The sequence below is a fragment of the Micromonospora sp. HM5-17 genome, assembly GCF_003762835.1.
Classification (GTDB): domain Bacteria; phylum Actinomycetota; class Actinomycetes; order Mycobacteriales; family Micromonosporaceae; genus Plantactinospora.
Genome location: NZ_RJWA01000001.1, coordinates 316,760 through 334,114, shown reverse-complemented (window position 1 = coordinate 334,114; position 17,355 = coordinate 316,760). Strand labels below are relative to the sequence as shown.

Annotated in this window: 13 protein-coding genes and 1 pseudogene; 10 read left to right on the top strand and 4 right to left on the bottom strand. The window is 71.8% G+C overall.

Features of this window, described 5'->3' with window-relative positions:
- Positions 1-106 precede the first annotated feature (106 nt).
- A complete protein-coding gene (locus EF879_RS01540; RefSeq protein ID WP_123553902.1) occupies positions 107-3,031 on the bottom strand; it encodes a transglycosylase domain-containing protein in 2,925 nt (974 codons plus the stop codon).
- Positions 3,032-3,231: 200 nt separating this feature from the next.
- The gene (locus tag EF879_RS01535) at positions 3,232-3,690 is read right to left on the bottom strand and encodes a DUF5318 domain-containing protein (RefSeq protein ID WP_123553900.1); all 459 of its coding nucleotides are present in this window, start codon (positions 3,688-3,690) and stop codon (positions 3,232-3,234) included.
- 196 nt (positions 3,691-3,886) lie between these two features.
- Here EF879_RS01535 and EF879_RS01530 point away from each other — a divergent pair, with 196 nt between their 5' ends.
- From EF879_RS01530 to EF879_RS01520, 3 genes are all read left to right on the top strand, one after another.
- A complete protein-coding gene (locus EF879_RS01530; RefSeq protein WP_123555218.1) occupies positions 3,887-4,573 on the top strand; it encodes a PadR family transcriptional regulator in 687 nt (228 codons plus the stop codon).
- A gap of 24 nt (positions 4,574-4,597) precedes the next feature.
- Entirely contained in the window at positions 4,598-5,677 is a 1,080-nt protein-coding gene (locus tag EF879_RS01525) for an inositol-3-phosphate synthase (RefSeq protein ID WP_123553898.1), read from the top strand.
- 84 nt (positions 5,678-5,761) lie between these two features.
- The gene (locus tag EF879_RS01520) at positions 5,762-6,787 is read left to right on the top strand and encodes an NADPH:quinone reductase (protein WP_123553896.1); all 1,026 of its coding nucleotides are present in this window, start codon (positions 5,762-5,764) and stop codon (positions 6,785-6,787) included.
- An 85-nt stretch (positions 6,788-6,872) separates the two neighbouring features.
- Here the strand turns inward: EF879_RS01520 and EF879_RS01515 are convergent, their stop codons facing one another.
- Positions 6,873-7,364, bottom strand: a complete 492-nt coding sequence (locus EF879_RS01515) for a methylated-DNA--[protein]-cysteine S-methyltransferase (RefSeq protein WP_123553894.1) — start codon at positions 7,362-7,364, stop codon at positions 6,873-6,875.
- A 119-nt stretch (positions 7,365-7,483) separates the two neighbouring features.
- On the opposite strand from EF879_RS01515, the gene EF879_RS01510 reads away from it, so the two are divergent.
- The 7 genes and pseudogenes from EF879_RS01510 to EF879_RS01480 all read left to right on the top strand — a co-directional run bounded on the left by EF879_RS01510 (position 7,484) and on the right by EF879_RS01480 (position 15,670).
- Positions 7,484-8,020, top strand: coding sequence for a TetR/AcrR family transcriptional regulator (locus EF879_RS01510; RefSeq protein ID WP_123555216.1), 537 nt, complete (start codon positions 7,484-7,486; stop codon positions 8,018-8,020).
- A gap of 96 nt (positions 8,021-8,116) precedes the next feature.
- Positions 8,117-10,306, top strand: coding sequence for an MMPL family transporter (locus EF879_RS01505; RefSeq protein WP_123553892.1), 2,190 nt, complete (start codon positions 8,117-8,119; stop codon positions 10,304-10,306).
- 170 nt (positions 10,307-10,476) lie between these two features.
- Positions 10,477-10,968, top strand: a pseudogene (locus EF879_RS01500) (SigE family RNA polymerase sigma factor); the annotation flags it as partial.
- Positions 10,969-11,219: 251 nt separating this feature from the next.
- Positions 11,220-12,386 (top strand): hypothetical protein, encoded by a 1,167-nt coding sequence (locus EF879_RS01495; RefSeq protein ID WP_148086332.1) that lies wholly within the window; start codon positions 11,220-11,222, stop codon positions 12,384-12,386.
- Positions 12,387-12,458: 72 nt separating this feature from the next.
- Positions 12,459-13,469, top strand: a complete 1,011-nt coding sequence (locus EF879_RS01490; protein WP_123553887.1) for a DUF6528 family protein — start codon at positions 12,459-12,461, stop codon at positions 13,467-13,469.
- Positions 13,470-13,539: 70 nt separating this feature from the next.
- Positions 13,540-14,052 carry a hypothetical protein gene (locus tag EF879_RS01485; RefSeq protein WP_123553885.1) on the top strand — a complete coding sequence of 171 codons (513 nt, stop codon included), beginning with the start codon at positions 13,540-13,542 and terminating at the stop codon, positions 14,050-14,052.
- 88 nt (positions 14,053-14,140) lie between these two features.
- Positions 14,141-15,670: a flotillin family protein gene (locus EF879_RS01480; RefSeq protein ID WP_123553883.1), complete on the top strand. Its 1,530-nt coding sequence runs from the start codon at positions 14,141-14,143 to the stop codon at positions 15,668-15,670.
- A gap of 169 nt (positions 15,671-15,839) precedes the next feature.
- On the opposite strand, the gene EF879_RS01475 is transcribed toward EF879_RS01480, so the two are convergent.
- Entirely contained in the window at positions 15,840-17,264 is a 1,425-nt protein-coding gene (locus EF879_RS01475; RefSeq protein WP_233604229.1) for a CCA tRNA nucleotidyltransferase, read from the bottom strand.
- Positions 17,265-17,355 lie beyond the last annotated feature (91 nt).

The window sequence follows — 17,355 nt, the reverse complement described above, 5'->3', positions numbered from 1 at the left end:
TCCGACCGTGTCGACGAATGGAGCCGAAAACGTCGTCAGCGGCCGGGTACGCCCGACCGCTGACGACGTTCACGATCCCTACCGGCCCGGTGCCGGTGGTTGGCGGCTAGCCGCCGGCACCGCCTCGGCCGTTGTTGTTGCCCGGCGGTGGGACGACCGTACCCGGATCACCCGGGTCGTCGCCCGGGCAGAGCAGCGGGTTGGTGCAGGTGCCCGGATTGCCGGGTCCGGTGGGTCCACCGGGTCCGGTGGGCCCGCCGGGTCCGGTGGGCCCGCCCGGGTTGGTCGGCGTGGGCGGTGGCGGCGGTTGCTCCCCGTTGCCGGCGTCCTTGTCGCCGATGTGCTTGGCGTCCGGCAGCGCGACGGGGGTCTCGCCCTTGAGCGCCTCCTTCATGAACCGGTTCCAGATGCTGGCCGGCAGACCGGCACCGCTGATGTTGTTGCCGTTCTTGTCCTTGATCTCCGGCCGCTTGGGGTCCTTGCTCCCGACCCAGACCGCGGTGGCGAGCTGGGGCGTGTAGCCGACCATCCAGGCGTGCGCGTTGTATTTGGTCTGGTTGTACTCCCAGGTACCGGTCTTACCCGCCGCCTCGCGGCCACCGAGTTGGACGGTCGGAAGCTGCTTCAGCACCCCGGTGACCTCGTCGGCCACCTCCTTCCTGATCCGCCGCTTCGGCTCGCGCTTCTCGCCGTTGACCTTCTTGAACGCGCCGGTGTCCCGGTCCTGCTGCTCGATCTTGATGATGAAGTGGGCCTTGTTGTAGACACCGCCGTTGGCCAGCGTGGCCAACCCGTTGGCATGGTCGAGCACGGTGATCGGGTACTGACCGTACGCGACCACGTTGAAGAACGGGTCCGGCGCCAGATCCTCCGGGTCCTCCTTGGTCAGGTCGTAGGACTTCGGCGGGTTGTTCTTGGTGTCCCACATCCGGGTGACGCCGGCCGCCTTCGCCATCGCGACGACCTTGTCCGCGCCGATCTTCTCGGTCAGGTGGTAGAAGGGCACGTTGTACGACTGGATCGTCGAGTACTCGAGGGTGCACCAGTTCTTGCACCGAGCGGTACGGCCGGCGTTGACCACCTTGATCTCGGTCCCCGGCACCTTGTAGTCCTCGGTCTTCCAGTGCGAGTCGATGGAGATACCCGCCTCGATCGCCGCGGCGAGCGTGTAGACCTTGAAGCTCGACCCCGGGGGGTGGCCACCGGTGAGCACACCACCGACGGTGTTCTGCCCGGCGTAGTCGATGTCCGTCCCGCTGTCCCCGCCGTAGTAGGCCAGCACCCGCCCGTTCTCGGGATCGATCGCGACCAGCGCGGCCATCAGGTTCGACGGCTGGCCCTTGATCTCCGAGCCGGCCTTGCGCTGGGCGGCGTTCTCCGCCGCCATCTGCATCTCCCAGTCGATGGTGGTCTGGATTCGGTAACCACCGTCGCGGAGGGCGTCGTTGCAGTCCGGCTTGCCGTTCGGGTCGGCCGTGCCGAGGGTGCAGATGCCCATCGCGGCCATCTCGGCCTTGACGTAGTTGATCACGTTACCGCGGGGCGTCGCGACGCCGAACGCCTCGTTGGCGTTCTTCTTCGGCTTCACCTTCGGGTACTGGAGCGTGGCCTTCTCCGCCTCCGAGAGCCAGCCCTTCTCCACCATGCCGTTGAGGACGTACATCCACCGGTCCTTGGCCGCCTCCGGGTTGTCCGCCGGGTCGTAGCCCTTGTGCCCGGTGTTCTTGTCCGGCTCCGGCTGCTTGATCAGCGCGGCCAGCACCGCCCCCTCGGCCACCGTCAGGTCCTTCGCGGACTTCCCGAAATACGTCTGCGCGGCGACCTCGATCCCGTAGGCGCCGCGACCGAAGTAGACGATGTTGAGGTAGTGCTGGAGGATCTCCTCCTTGCTGAACTGGTCGTTCAGCTTCGAGGCGAGGATCGCCTCCTTGACCTTGCGGTGGTAGCTGTCGTCGTCCAGGTTGCTGTACGCGTTGCGGGCGTACTGCTGGGTGATCGTCGACGCGCCCTGCTTGCTCCCGCCGGTGAAGTTGTTCCACGCGGCCCGCATGATGCCGACGTAGTCCACACCCTCGTGGTCGTAGAACTTCCGGTCCTCGGCCGAGACCACGGCGTGCTGAACGTGTTCGGGGATCTGCTTGATGGTGACGATCTGCCGTGCCTCGTTACCCAGCTTCGCGATGATGTTCTTGTTGTTGGAGGCGTAGACCGTCGTCGCCAGCGGCACCGGAAGCTCGTCCGGCATCACCATCTTGGTCGAGTACCAGGTCGCCCCGACCACGCCGCCACCGGTCAGGATGATGAAGACCGCGAAGGCGGCGATGATGATGTTCATCCGCTTGCGCTTCTTCGCCCGCCGTACCGCGGCCGGATCCGGTTCCCCGCCATTTCGCCGTCCTCGGCGACCGGGGCCGGTCGGGCCGCCGGGACCACCGGGACCGTCGGATCCGCGCGGCCCGGCCGGGGAGACCGGGACGGCCGCCCGGCCGACCGTCGCCCGGCCCGCGGCTCCGCCGGCGCCCGCGCCGCTCACCGAGGCCGCGCCGACGCTCGCCCGGCCGGCGGAGGCCCGCCCGGTGGAACGGCCCGCGCCGGATCCGCCGGAGCTCGGCGCGTCGGGCACGGCGGCGCTGCCGACTCCGGCCCGTCCGCCAACCCGGGCGCGGCCCGAGGATGCCGAACCGACGGAGGCGGAACCGACCGACGCTGAGCCAACGGAGGCCGAACCAACGGAGGCTGAGCCGGAGCCGGGCGAAACGGGGGCCGCCCGGCCCACTCCGCCGGCCCGCCCCCCAGGTGTGGCGCGGCCCGTCGAGGCACGGCCGCTCACACTGGCCCGGGCCGAGGCGGCCGGAGCCCGGCCGCCGTTCGCGGCCCATCCGTCGCCGTCCCGGGCGGCGGAGCGGCGGCTCGGCGCCTGGTCGTCCCATGACGGGCGCTGGTATGGATCGTCCGCTGCTCCGTGGTCACCGTTCGCGCCGGGGCCCGAGCCCCAGCCGCGCGCGGAACGAGGATCGCCGTACGGGTTCATTCGTCACACCCTGCCGGTCGCGGTGCGGGGCGTCTCCGCCCCCACCGGGTTGCCGTGAGCTAGAACACGCCACATCCAGGATCGGTCACCCCGACGCGTGGGTGGCGCAACATAGGAAATAGCCGGACTTATCCGGTTTGCCGCGTGGTACTCGCCCCGACCGAGCCAGAGGTTCGCCAGATCGGCGAGACGAGTCATCGTCACCGCCCCGCCTCACGCCTTCGCCGGACGGTCGAGCCGTCGGCCGTCATCGCCGAGGCCGCCTCACCGGGCACGCCCGCCTCGTCGGCCGGCAGGCCGTCCCGGCCGAGCAGGTACTGCTCGACGAGATGGTTCCAGTCGCAGCCGCGGCACACCTCCACCACGTACACCTGGAACTCACGCAGAGTCATGGCCAGCACCGACAACTCCGCCCGGGTGCGGGCCTGACCAGCCGACTGTTTGAGTTCATCACCGTAAATGTAGTGCACGTGGGTGAGGTTCTCGCGGCGGCAGATCGGACAAAGCGTATCGGTCGGCTCGCCGTGGAACCGGGCAGCGTTCTTGAGGTACGGCGAGGCGTCGCACACCTCGTACATGCCGACGCGGCCTGAATGCACCTCACGCAGCAGCGCCCGCCTCTGGAGCGAGTAATCGACGACCTGCCGCTGGGTGCGCATGCGGAAGAGAGTACGCGGTCCGGCCGAGAGAGGCGACCGCCGTAACCGAGAGTAACGAAGCTCGTGCCGCGTGGAGGGTTTGCCTCCCCGGCCCGAAAGGTTTACGGTGCGATGTATCGGCGCGATACATCGGGCCGACAACACGGGCCGGAACGACGGTCACCGGGATCCTGCGAGGGCGAGAAGGGGTGTGCGCATGCTCGAGCTCGCCATCCTCGGCCTGCTGCAGGAGTCCCCGATGCACGGCTACGAGCTCCGCAAGGAGCTGACCGCCAAACTCGGGGCGATCCGGGCGGCCATCAGTTACGGCTCGCTGTATCCGACGCTGCGGCGACTGCAGGCGGCTGGCTTGATCACCGAGGCGGCGGAGACGCCGGCGACCGCCGAGGAGGTCCCGGCGCTGACCAGTCGACGCGGCCGGGTCGTGTACAAGATCACCGCCGAAGGCAAGGAACGCTTCGCCGAGCTGATCGCCCAGACCGGCCCGGAGAGCTACGAGGACACCGGGTTCGGGGTCCACTTCGCGTTCTTCGCCCGCACCGACCGGGCGACGCGGCTCCGCATCCTCGAGGGCCGCCGTCGCAAGGTCGAGGAGCGCCGCGAGGGACTGCGCGACGTGTTGAGCCGTGCGGCCGAACGGCTCGACGCGTACACGCTCGAACTTCAGCGCCATGGCCTCGAGGCCTGTGAGCGCGAGGTGCGCTGGCTGGAGGAGCTCATCGCCAACGAGCGCTCCGGCCGGGCCCCGGCGGTGTCCACCCCGGGCACCGACCCGGGCTCCCCGGGCGACGTCCCGGGTCACCCGGGCATCGACCCGGGGTCGTCAGAAGAGAACATCCCGCCTCCGCCTGGGCAGTCCAGGGATGAGCCGGAGCGGCCGTGATGAACAACAGAGGAGGCAAACGCGATGGGCTCCGTCCGCGTCGCCATCGTCGGTGTGGGTAACTGCGCGTCGTCCCTGGTCCAGGGCGTCGAGTACTACCGCAATGCCGACCCCAACGACCGCGTCCCGGGTCTCATGCACGTGACCTTCGGCGACTACCACGTCTCGGACGTGAAGTTCGTCGCGGCGTTCGACGTCGACGCCAAGAAGGTCGGCATGGACCTCGCGGAGGCGATCGTCGCCAGCGAGAACAACAGCATCAAGCTCTGCGACGTGCCGCCGACCGGCGTCATCGTGCAGCGCGGCCCAACCTTGGACGGGCTGGGCCAGTATTACCGGGAGATCGTCGAGGAGTCCGACCGCGAACCCGTCGACGTGGCGCAGGCACTCCGCGACGCCAAGGTCGACGTCGTGGTGTCGTACCTGCCGGTCGGTTCCGAGGAGGCCGACAAGTTCTACGCCCAGGCGGCGATCGACGCCGGCTGCGCCTTCGTGAACGCGCTGCCGGTCTTCATCGCCTCCGACCCGGTCTGGGCGCAGAAGTTCACCGACGCCGGGCTGCCGATCGTGGGCGACGACATCAAGAGCCAGGTCGGTGCGACGATCGTGCACCGGGCGCTGGCCAAGCTGTTCGAGGACCGGGGGGTCGAGCTGCTGCGCACGTACCAGCTCAACTTCGGCGGCAACATGGACTTCATGAACATGCTGGAGCGGAGCCGGCTGGTCTCGAAGAAGATCTCGAAGACCCAGTCGGTCACCTCCCAGGTGCCGCACGAGATGGCCAAGAGCGACGTACACATCGGCCCGTCCGACCACGTGCCGTGGCTGGACGACCGCAAGTGGGCGTACATCCGGCTGGAGGGGCGCGCCTTCGGCGACGTGCCGCTGAACGCGGAGCTGAAGCTCGAGGTCTGGGACTCGCCCAACTCGGCCGGCGTCATCATCGACGCGATCCGGGCCGCGAAGATCGCGCTGGACCGGAAGATCGGCGGGCCGATCCTCTCCGCGTCGAGCTACTTCATGAAGTCGCCGCCGCAGCAGTACAACGACCACGACGCCCGCCAGGCCGTCGAGGACTTCATCGCCGGCAAGGTCGAGCGCTGAGCCGACCGCGCGTACGGCGAGGGCTGGCCCACAATCGGGCCAGCCCTCGCCTGTCTTGGTCGTGACCTGTGCGAAGGTGCTGACATGTCCGACGCGTTCGCGGAACACGGCCCGGCGAGTTCCCAGCCGCTGACCGTTCGGGCGGCCTACATCGAGCGGCTCGGACCACCCGAGGAGATCCGGTACGGCGACCTGACCATCGCCGGGCCGGGCTTCGGTGACGTGCTCGTCGAGGTCGAGGCCACCACGGTGAACCGGGTGGACACGTTCATCCGGTCGGGCGCCTACCGCACACCGCTGCCGTTCCCGTTCGTCGTCGGTCGTGACCTGGCCGGCACCGTTGTCACGGCCGGTCCGGGCGCGCTCGGCTTCTCCCCGGGACAGCGGGTGTGGTGCAACAGCCTCGGACACGCCGGCCGGCAGGGCGCCGCGGCCGACCGCGCGGTGGTGCCGGCCGACCGGCTCTACCACCTCCCGCCCGGGGTGTCGCCGATCGACGCGGTGGCCGTGGCCCACTCCGCCGCCACCGCCTACCTGGCGCTGTTCACCCACGGCCGGCTGCGGCCCGGCCAGACGGTGGTGGTGGTCGGTGGCGCCGGCAACGTGGGAAGTGCGCTGGTGGTGATGGCCGCCGACGCCGGCGCCCGGGTGGTCGCCCTCGCCCGGCCGGCCGCCGAGGACTACTGCCGGTCCCTGGGCGCGGCCGAGGTGGTCGACTATCGCGACGACCGGTGGCCGGATCGGGTACGCCGCCTCTGCCCGGACGGCGTCGACCTCTATCTCGACACCTCCGGCAGCAACGAGCTGGGCACGGCCGTCGGCCTGCTCCGGCAGCGGGGCCGGATCGTGCTGCTCGCCGGCCGGGAGAGCCGCCCGGTGCTTCCGGCCTGGGACGTCTACACGAAGGACGCCACCGTCACCGGCTTCGTCATCTCCCAGGCGACCACCGCCGAACTCGCCGAGGCGGCCCGGGCGGTCAACCACCTGCTCGCGGCCGGGTGGCTGCGACCGCGACGGACCGAAGTCCTGCCCCTGGCGCAGACGGCCGAGGCGCATCGCCGGATGGAGGCGGGTACGCTGCGCAGCCTCCGACTCGTCCTGACGCCCTGACCGTCGTCGGCCACCATCGGCCCGTCGTCGACCGCCTCCGGCGGCCGGCGTCGAGAAGGCGGCCGCCACCTGGGCGGTCGCCGGGTCAGCGCCAGGCGCGCTGGAGGGCGACCCCGGCCTCCAGTTCCAGCAGGTGCCGCTTGCGGGGCAGACCGCCGCCGAAGCCGACCAACTTGCCACCCGCCCCGACGATCCGGTGGCACGGCACGATCACCGGGATCGGGTTGCGGTTGCACGCCACGCCGACCGCGCGCGCCGCTCCCTGGTCGCCCACCGCCGCCGCCACCTCGCCGTACGTCCGGGTCTCGCCGTACGGGATCGTCGACATCTCGGCCCAGACGGCGCGCTCGAACTCCGAGCCCTCGCGTACGTGCAGCGGCACGGTGAACTCGGTCAGCTCCCCGGCGAAGTACGCCCGTAGCTCGGCGACCGCCGCGGCCAGCAGCGGGTCGTCCGCCGTGGGCGACGGGTTTTCCGTCGCCGCCTCGACCGGCCCGAAGCGCACGCGGCAGACGCCCACCTCGTCGGCTCCGACGGAGAGGGCGCCGATCGGCGTGTCAAGGACCGTCCAGCGCACCCGCCCATTCTCCACCCCGCCCCCACGAGGGTTCCGCAGCGTTACCCAGCTCACAATCTGACCGATCGGTCAAGGACTGACCGTTCGGTCAGGCATCCTGGGCGACGGAGGTGTCGGAGATGGCGCGTAGCAAGACCCGGGACGAGATTCTGGCCGTGGCGGCGCGGCGGTTCAGCCACGCCGGCTTCAAGGGCACATCGCTGCACGACATCGCGGTCGAGGTCGGCTGCTCGAAGGCGACCCTGCTCTACCACTTCGACAGCAAGGAGGCGATCCTCCTCGAACTGGTCGCCCCCGCCGCCCGGGACCTGGCCACACTGGACGCCCGGATCAGCGGGCTGGATGCCGACGCCGCGCGAGAGGTCGCCATCGAGGGCTTCGTGGACCTCGTGCTGACGTACCGGCGCGAGGTCGCGCTCATCTACAACGACCTTTCGCAGCTGCTCGAACACCCCGCCTTCGCCGACCTGTACCCGGCCACCGCCCGGCTGATCGACGCCTTCACCGGCGGATCGGCCGACCCGGCGGCCCGGATCGCCGCGCAGGTGCTGCTCGCCGGGATCACCGCGGTCGTGATCGACTGCCCCGACGACCCGGCCGAACTCCGCTCGGCCCTGATCCAGGTCGCGCGGCGCGCACTCGCTTCCGGCGCCTGACCCGGCACCGATCCCCACCGACCCCCACCCCGGCGCAGTCCCCACCGCCCCCACCCCCGACAAGCCGCTCGATCACTCGACAAGGAAGCGACCGACATGGCGACACTCCTCTACCAGCTCGGCCGGGCCTCGTTCCGCCGCCGCCGGCTCGTCGTGGTCCTCTGGCTCGTCGCGCTGGCCGCGCTCGGCGGCGCCGCGTACGCGTTCATGGGCCCCACCGCCTCGAACTTCTCCATTCCCGGGACCGAGTCACAACGCGCGATCGACGCGCTGAAGCGGGAGTTTCCCGAGGCGAGTGGCGCGACCGGCACCATCGCGATCGCCGCGCCGGAGGGGCAGCAGCTGACCACCCCGGACCGGCGGGCCGTGGTGGCCGACCTGGTCCGGGAGGCGTCGACGCTGCCTGGGGCACTGGGCGCGATCGACCCGTACACCGCGGGCGCGGTCTCGCCGGACGGCCGGTACGCCCTGATCCAGGTCCAGTTCGCCGCGCAGGCCGACGAGGTCACCGACGCGCAGCGCGAGGCGTACACGAAGACCGGCGCGGCCGCGACGGCCGCCGGGCTACGGGTCGAGCACGGTGGGGAGATGATGGCCAGCGTCCCGGAGGTCGGCAGCTCCGAGGGCATCGGCGTGGTGATCGCCCTGGTGGTCCTCGTGGTGACCCTCGGGTCGCTGGTCGCGGCCGGGATGACCATGCTCAACGCGCTGCTCGGGGTCGGCGCCGGCATGGCCGGCCTCTACGCGGTGAGCAGCGTCGTCGAGCTGACCAGCGTGGCGCCGGTGCTCGCCCTGATGCTCGGCCTCGCGGTCGGGATCGACTACTCCCTCTTCATCACCTCGCGCTACCGGCAGAACGCGCTGGACGGGCTGGAGCCGGAGGAGGCGGTCGGGCGGGCCATCGGCACCGCCGGCTCCGCCGTCCTCTTCGCCGGGCTCACCGTGGTGATCGCGCTGGCCGGCCTCGCCGTGGTGGACATCCCGTTCCTGACCGTCATGGGGCTGGCCGCCGCCGGCACCGTCGCGGTGGCCGTACTCGTCGCGTTGACCCTGCTCCCGGCGCTGCTCGGCTTCGCCGGCCGGCGGGTCCTGCCCCGCCGGCTCCGCCGCGCCGACGGCGGCGGGGACGCCGCGGGGCGGGAGGGCTTCGGGTTCCGCTGGGCCCGGCTGGTGATCCGGCTGCGCGTACCGGTGATCCTGGTCGTGCTGCTCGGGCTCGGGGCGCTCGCCCTTCCCGCCGCCGACATGCGGGTCGCGCTCCCGGACCACGGCAGCGCCCCGAAGGGCACGCCGCAGCGCGAGGCGGCCGACCTGATCACCGAGGGCTTCGGCCCCGGCTTCAACAACCGGCTGGTGCTGGTCGTCTCCGGCGACTCGGCCAAACGGACCGGTGCCGCCGCCCAGGAGGTGATGGCGGCGGTGCAGGGTACCCCGAACCTGCTCGCGGTCGCCCCGCCGCAGCAGAGCCGAGACCAGCGCACCGCGGTGCTGCCGGTCATCCCGACCACCGGGCCGACCGACCCGGCGACCGAGACACTGGTGCACGACCTCCGGGCGAAGGTCGCCGCCATCGACGAGGCGGACGGGGTCGAGGTGGCGCTCACCGGCCAGACCGCGGTCGGGATCGACGCCTCGGAGAAGCTCTCCGACGCCATGCCGTGGTACCTGCTGCTCGTCGTCGGGCTGTCGGTACTGCTGCTGATGCTGGTCTTCCGGTCGGTGCTGGTGCCGCTGAAGGCGGCGCTCGGCTTCCTGCTGACCGTCGGCGCCACCTTCGGCCTCACCGTGCTGATCTTCCAACAGGGCCACCTGGCCGACCTGGTCGGCGTGGACACCCCCCGCCCGCTGGTCAGCTTCCTGCCGATCCTGCTGATCGGCATCCTGTTCGGGCTGGCGATGGACTACGAGGTGTTCCTGGTCTCGCGGATGCGGGAGGACTTCGTCCACGGCGACACCCCGACCCAGGCCACGGTCAACGGCACGGGCCACGGCGCCCGGGTCGTGACGGCGGCCGCGCTGATCATGACCTCGGTCTTCGGCGGCTTCGTCATGATGGACGATCCGATCATCAAGTCGATGGGCTTCGCCCTCGCCATCGGGGTGGTGATCGACGCCTTCGTGGTCCGGATGACCATCGTGCCGGCGGTGATGTCACTGCTCGGCCGGGCCGCCTGGTGGCTGCCGCGCTGGCTCGCCAGGATCCTGCCCAGCGTCGACATCGAGGGGGAGCGGTTGCGCCACCACCTCGCGGCGGCCCAGCCGGAGCAGGAGCTCACCCGGGTCTGACCCGGGTCTGACCCGGCCGGCGGCCGGGGTCCGGGGCACGTCCGGGTCCCGGCCGCCCACAGGCCGGCGGCCGCTCCGGCTCGTACGGGGCGGCCCGCCGCTCGGGCGGATTCGGTCAAGTGAGGCAAAGCTTCGTCCGCCCCACGCGTCTGCTCTGGAGGAGGTGGGTCGTGGGACGGACGGCCGAGCAGGAATTCACCCGATTCGTGCATGAACGGGGTGATGCGTTGCTCCGGGTCGCCCAGGCGCTCGCCGGCGACCCGCACACCGCCGAGGACCTGCTGCAGAACGCGCTGGCCAAGGCGTACGCCCGCTGGCCGCGGATCCGGGGCGACGCGGAGCCGTACGTCCGGCAGATCCTCTACCACGACCAGATCTCGCTCTGGCGCCGCCGCAGCCGACGCGCCGAGGTCACCGTCGCCGAGGTGCCGGAGCGACAGTCCGTCGCCGACGCGCAGCTCGACCACGACACCGCGGTCCGGATGCTGCTCCGTGACGCGCTGCGGGCGCTGCCGCCCCGGCAACGGGCCGTGCTGGTGCTCCGCTACCTGGAGGACCAGACGGTCGAGCAGACCGCCGCGATGCTCGGCTGCCGGCCGGGCACGGTGGCCAGCCAGGCGTCCCGGGCGCTGGTCAAGCTCCGCGAACTCGTTCCGGAACTCGCCGAGGCGGCCAGGTCGGCGGGGCGCGACACCGGCCGGCAGCGGCCAGGGCGGACCGCGGCGGCGGAGCGGACCGGCGAGACCGCGCGAGCCGGTGGGGCGAACCGACCGGTCGGCGCCGACCCGGCCGCGCCGACCTGGCGACCGGGCCTGGTGAGACCGCGGCAGCGGACCGAAGGGGCAGGGCTGCCTCGTCGACGGACGGAACTCGCGGAACGGGCCGAACTCGCGGAACGGGCGGAGGTGTGCGGATGAACGGGAACGAGGAGCGGTTGCTCCGGGCGGCCATACAGGACCTGGCCGGCGACCCTCACCAGCCGCCGAACCTGGTCAGCATCGTGATCAGCCGGGGTCGGCGCATCCGCCGCCGGCGCCGGGTCGCTGCCACCGCCGCCGCGCTGGTCGCGGTCGCGGCCATCGCCGCGCCGTACGTCTGGTTACGCCCGGTGGAACGGTCGCCCGCACCGGTCGCCGCCGCGCCGAGCACCGGGACCGATCCGGAACCGGCGGTCACCGCCACGCCGACCGTCGACCCGACCGTGCCGCCGGTCGCGGAGAACTGGCAGGACGGACCGCTCCGGCTGCCCGGTGGCTGGCTCCTGGCCGGCCTCTCGCCCCGGGTGATCCCCGCCGCCTGGGCGTACGACCGCGTCGCCGGCCGCTACGTCGAACTCGGCAGGCAGTACAAGCGGGTCTGGGTTGCCCCGCAGGGGAGCATGGTCGCGGTGCAGCGCTCCCTCACCGCCCCGGAGATCGGCGTGCTCGACCACGCCACCCGACAGCTCCGCTGGACCGTGCTCGACGGCCAGGTGCACGACGCGCAGTGGTCGCCGGACGGCACCCGGCTGCTGATCAACTTCGTCAGCCCGAAGCCGCCGTACCCCCAGTTCGGGATCCTCGACACGAGGAACAACAGCCTCCGTCAGTACCCGCTGCGCACGTTCCCGGTCACCTGCGCCGATCCCTGCCGCTTCTCCTGGCTGCCCAACGGCCGGGAAATCGCCGTACCGCTGCTCGATCGCGGTCAGTCCCCGGCCGCGCAGGACACGGCCGACAGGCGCTCGCCGACTCCGCCGTCGCCCGGGCTCCAGATCTACACCGCCGACGACGGTACGCCGAGCCGGACGCTGCCGGTGCCGGGGACCGTCCGGGGCCCGGGCGCCTGGTCTCCGGACGGTCGACTGGTGGTGGTGCAGGCGAAGGCGTCGGCCCAGCTCGTCGAGGTCGCCACCGGGACGGTGGTCCGGAAGCTGCCCAGCGCCGACGTCACCTGGGTTCGGGACGACCGGCTGCTCTACCTCGCGAATTACCCGGACGACTGCGCGGCGGTGCTGATCGACCCGGAGGGCACCGAGATCCAGCGACTCCCGCTGCCGAAGCCGTTCTTCCGGGCCGAGATCGTCGTCGCGCCGAACTGAGTCCGTAGAAACTTTTCCTACCCATCGTCATCGACAAAGGTTATTGTCATGGCGACCCGTGGGAGGAATGTCATGCGCAAGCCGATTCTGGCCGCCCTGCTCGTGGGGGCGGTCGGCGCCACCACCCTGGTCGGCGCCACCGCGCTGGTCGGCACCGCCGGTCCGGCCGTCGCGGCCGACAACTACTACCTGGCCACGACCGAGCAGGTCAGCAACCGGGTGCTGGTGTGGAACCGCAACGTGGCGTGGACGGAAGGGAACCTCTACTGGCAGTTCAGCCCCGGCACCACCAGCGGGGCCTGGCAGAACCTGTCCGACGTCCGGATCCGCGCCACCGCCGCCTTCGGCACCGTCGCCCTGGTCACCGCCTCCGGCGGCCGCGCCGCGATCATCGACGTGAAGAGTGGCAAGCCGCGGGCCACCACCGCGGACATCCTGTGGCAGGCCACCCCAGGCGGCAACCCGCACGCCATCGAGCGGATCACCGACAACGGGTCCATCGTGGTGGCGAGTTCCGCCGGCACCCTCAAGCTGTACGCGCCCACCAAGATCAGCGACCCGAGCACCCTCGCCCTGGTGCAGACCATCTCCCTGCCCGGGGCGCACGGCGTCCTCTACGACCCGACGTACAAGTACATCTGGGCGATCGGCCAGGGCAAGCTGGTGTCGTACGCCGTCACTGGGACGTACCGGAACACCCGGCTGGTAGCGACCGGATCCCCGATCAACCTCGGCACCTACACCAACTCCGACGGCGTCGTGACCCCGAACCTCGGGCACGACCTGCAACCGTCGTACACCGACCCGCACACCCTCTTCATCACCCACACCACCGGGGTCTTCTCGGTCGACACGACCACCCGGACGCTCACCCGGATCTCCAGCACGACCCGGGTGAAGGCGTACGTCAACCAGGCGCCCTCCGGCGAGCGGGCCTGGGTACGCGGCGACAACACCGGCTCGCGCACCTGGGGCAGCCCGACCGTGCAGTTCTTCGACGCCAACGGCAACCCCACCGAGGCGAAGACCGTCTCCGGTGCGGAGTTCTACAAGGTACGCACCTGGACCACCGCCTTCGAGTGACCCCCGGAGCAACCCCGGCCGCCGCGTCGACGCGGCGGCCGGGGTTGCCGCTCCCGGTTACCGTGCAAGCGTGGCAACGGGGACCTGGGTTTTCCTCACCATCGGCGGCGCAAGCGTCGCGGTACTCGCGCTGGCCCTCCTTGGCACCGAAATCGCACACCTCGGCAACCCGGACGTCGACGGACCGATCGGCCTGGAGGCGGTGGCCGGGTTCGCCGGCGTCCTCGGCTTCGGCGGCGCCATCGCCAACGAACTGCTCGGCGGCCGTACACCCGGCCAGATCGCCGCGGCCGGCGGCCTGGGCGCCCTGGCGGCGCTTCCGGCCGGCTGGCTGGCGGCCCGGCTCTCGCGGGCGGCCCGCGACATGCCCACCGACCCCACGCTGACCCGCAACGACCTGGTCGGGGCGCTCGGCGTCGTGGTGACCCCGATCCCCAGCGACGGCTACGGCGAGGTCCGGATCCAGGTCGCTGGCCAACCGATGAAGCTCAACGCGCGGGCCGAGCGCCCGATCGCCACCGGCGTCCAGATCTTCGTCATCGAGGCACTGAGCGAGACCAGCGTCCTCGTCGAGACCTACTGACGCCGGGGCCGCCGGCCCCCCGCCCCCACGACATCCGTTGCCACCCCACCCGGCTGCTGACCCTCATCTCGGAACGGACGGTGCCCTGATGATTTTCGCCGCCATCGGCGGAGCGGTACTGCTCGCCTTCATTCTCATCCTCTTCGTGCTCTCCCGGATCAAGGTCGCCGGGCCGAACGAGGCGTTCATCGTGACCGGCCGCAAGGGACGTACGACGCGGAGCGCCGACGGCACCCGGGTGACGGACATGTCGGGGCAGAAGGTCGTCCTCGGCGCCTCGGTCTTCGTCCTGCCGGTGGTGCAGAAGCTCCAGTCCATCGACCTCTCCAGCCGGCGGATCGACGTCAGCATCAAGGGCGCGGTGAGCAAGCAGGGGATCCGGACCGAGCTGCACGGCGTCGCGATCGTCAAGGTCGGTGGGACCGAGGACGCGATCCGGGCGGCGGCGCAGCGCTTCCTGCACCAGCAGGACGAGATCGAGTCCTTCACCCGTGAGGTGCTGGCTGGTGCGCTGCGCTCGATCGTCGGCCGGCTCACCATCGAGGAGATCATCCGGGACCGCGCGGCCTTCGCCAGCGCGGTCGCCGAGGAGGCCGAGCACTCGATGACCAACCAGGGCCTGGTGCTCGACACCTTCCAGCTCCAGGACATCCTGGCCGAGGGGTCGTACCTTCAGGACCTCGGCCGGCCGGAGGCGGCCCGGGTGCTCAAGGACGCGGCGATCGCCGAGGCCCGCGCCCGGCAGGCGGCGGAGCAGGAGCGGCTGCTCGCCGAGGAGGCGATCGCCGAGGCGAACCGGAATCTCGCCCTGAAGCAGGCCGCGATCCAGGCCGAGATCGACGCCGCAAAGGCGAGGTCGGCCGCCGCCGGCCCGCTGGCCCAGGCCGAGCGGGACCAGGCGATCCTCTCCGAGCAGCAGAAGGTCGCCGAGCGGAACGCCGAGCTCAAGCAGCGGCAGCTCGACACCGAGGTCCGCAAGCCGGCCGACGCGGCCCGGTACAAGGTGGAGCAGGAGGCCGAGGCGGCGCGCAACGCGGCGGTGCTCCGCGCCGACGCCGAGCGGCAGGCCACCATCGCCGCCGCCCAGGCCGCCGCCGAGCAGGCCCGCCTGATGGGTGAGGGCGAGCGGGCCCGCCGGGCGGCGCTCGCCGAGGCGAACGCGATCGAGGGTGCCAAGGAGGGCGAGGCGGAGCAGCGCCGGCGTACCGCGATCGCGGAGGCGATCGAGCGGGAGGGGCAGGCGGAGGCCGCGGCGATCCTGGCCAAGGGCCGGGCCGAGGCCGAGGCGATGGCCCTCAAGGCCGAGGCGTTCGCGGCGTACGGCGAGGCGGCCGTGCTCGACCTGCTGCTCAAGGTCCTGCCGCAGGTGGTGGAGGCGGCGAGCGCCCCGATGCGCGCGATCGACAAGCTGACGGTCATCTCCACCGACGGCGCCACCTCGCTGACCAAGTCGGTCGCGGCCAACGTGGCCCAGGGACTGCAACTCGGCAGCGACCTGACCGGTGTGGACCTGGCCGCGTTGCTCGCCCGACTCGGCGCCCTCCGCGCCGGCGGAGGTCAAACCGGGGGTGCGCCGGCGAACAGCGGTACGACGACAGCCACGATCGAGCAGAGCTGACTGCACCTCGTGCGGCCCGGCACCGGTTGCGGTGTCGGGCCGTCGTCGTGCCGGAGCCCTCGCCGTGGGCCGCGCGGGCGGCACCGCCGACCGGCATGCCCGCGCCGCCGCATGCTCTGCCGCGCCATCGTCGTGCCGGGGCGGCCGGGCCGCGGCGCCGCAGCGCCGGTCAGCCGTCGATGACGCCCTGTTCGCGGGCCCAGCGCAGCAGCTCCGCCTCGGCCTCCTCCCGGCTCAGCGGCCCCCGCTCCAGCCGCAGCTCCTTCAGGTGCCGCCAGGCGCGGCCGACGATCGGGCCCGGCGGTATGCCGAGCAACTCCATGATCGCGTTGCCGTCGAGGTCGGGCCGGACCCGGGCCAGGTCCTCCTCCGCCTGCAGGCGGGCGATCCGGGCCTCCAACGCGTCGTAGTCGGCGGCGAGCTGCGCCGCCTTCCGCCGATTGCGGGTCGTGCAGTCGGAGCGGGTGAGCTTGTGCAGCCGGGGCAGCAGGTCGCCCGCGTCGGTGACGTAGCGGCGTACCGCGGAGTCGGTCCACTCGCCCCGGCCGTACCCGTAGAACCGCAGGTGCAGCCCGACCAGCGTGGTGACCTGGCTGATCACGTCCTTGGGGTAGCGCAGCGCCTTCATCCGCTGCTTGGTCAGCCGGGCGCCGACCACCTCGTGGTGGTGGAAGCTGACCCGGCCGTCCGGCCCGACCGCCTTGGTCGCCGGCTTGCCGACGTCGTGCATCAGCGCGGCCATCCGGAGCACGAAGTCGCAGCCGGAGTCCCCCTCCAACCGGATCGCGTTGTTCACCACGGTCAGGGTGTGCTCGTAGACGTCCTTGTGCTGCGCGTGCTCGTCGATCTCCAGCCGCAGGCCGGAGAGTTCCGGCAGGAACCGGTCGGCCAGCCCGGTCTCGACCAGCAGGCGCAGCCCGGTCACCGGATCGGCGCCGCAGAGCAGCTTGGTGAACTCGTCGCGGATCCGCTCGGCGGTGATCCGGTCCAGGTCCGCGGCCATCTCCCGCATCGCGTCCTTCACCGCCGGGTGGACGGTGAACCCCAGCTGCGCCGCGAACCGGGCGGCCCGGAGCATCCGCAGCGGATCATCGCCGAAGGACTCGGCCGGGGTACCGGGGGTTCGGATCACCCGCTCGGCGAGGTCGTCGAGTCCGCCGTACGGGTCGGTGAACTCGTGCCCGGGGAGGCTGACCGCCATCGCGTTCACCGTGAAGTCGCGGCGCCGCAGGTCGTCGACGAGGCTCGTGCCGTACTCGACGACGGGGTTACGGCTCACGTGGTCGTACGACTCGGCGCGGAACGTCGTGATCTCCAGCCGGAGTCCGCCGCGCTGGGCCCCGATGGTGCCGAACTCGCGGCCGGTCTCCCAGGTCGCCTCCGCCCAGCCCTTGAGCAGCCGCAGCGTCTGGTCGGGATGCGCGTCGGTGGCGAAGTCGAGGTCCTCGCCGAGCCGGCCGAGCAGCGCGTCCCGGACCGAGCCACCGACCAGGTGCAGCTCGTGGCCGGCGCGGGCGAACCGGCGCCCGAGTTCGTCGGCGACCGGCGAGACCCGGAGCAGTTCGGCCACGGCGTTGCGTTGCGCGGCGCTCAGCCGGCTCGCGGCCGACCCGCGGCCCGGCGCCGCGCCACCCCGGCCCGAGGCCCCCGCTCCCCGGCCCACGGCCGCGGCGTCGCGGCCCGGC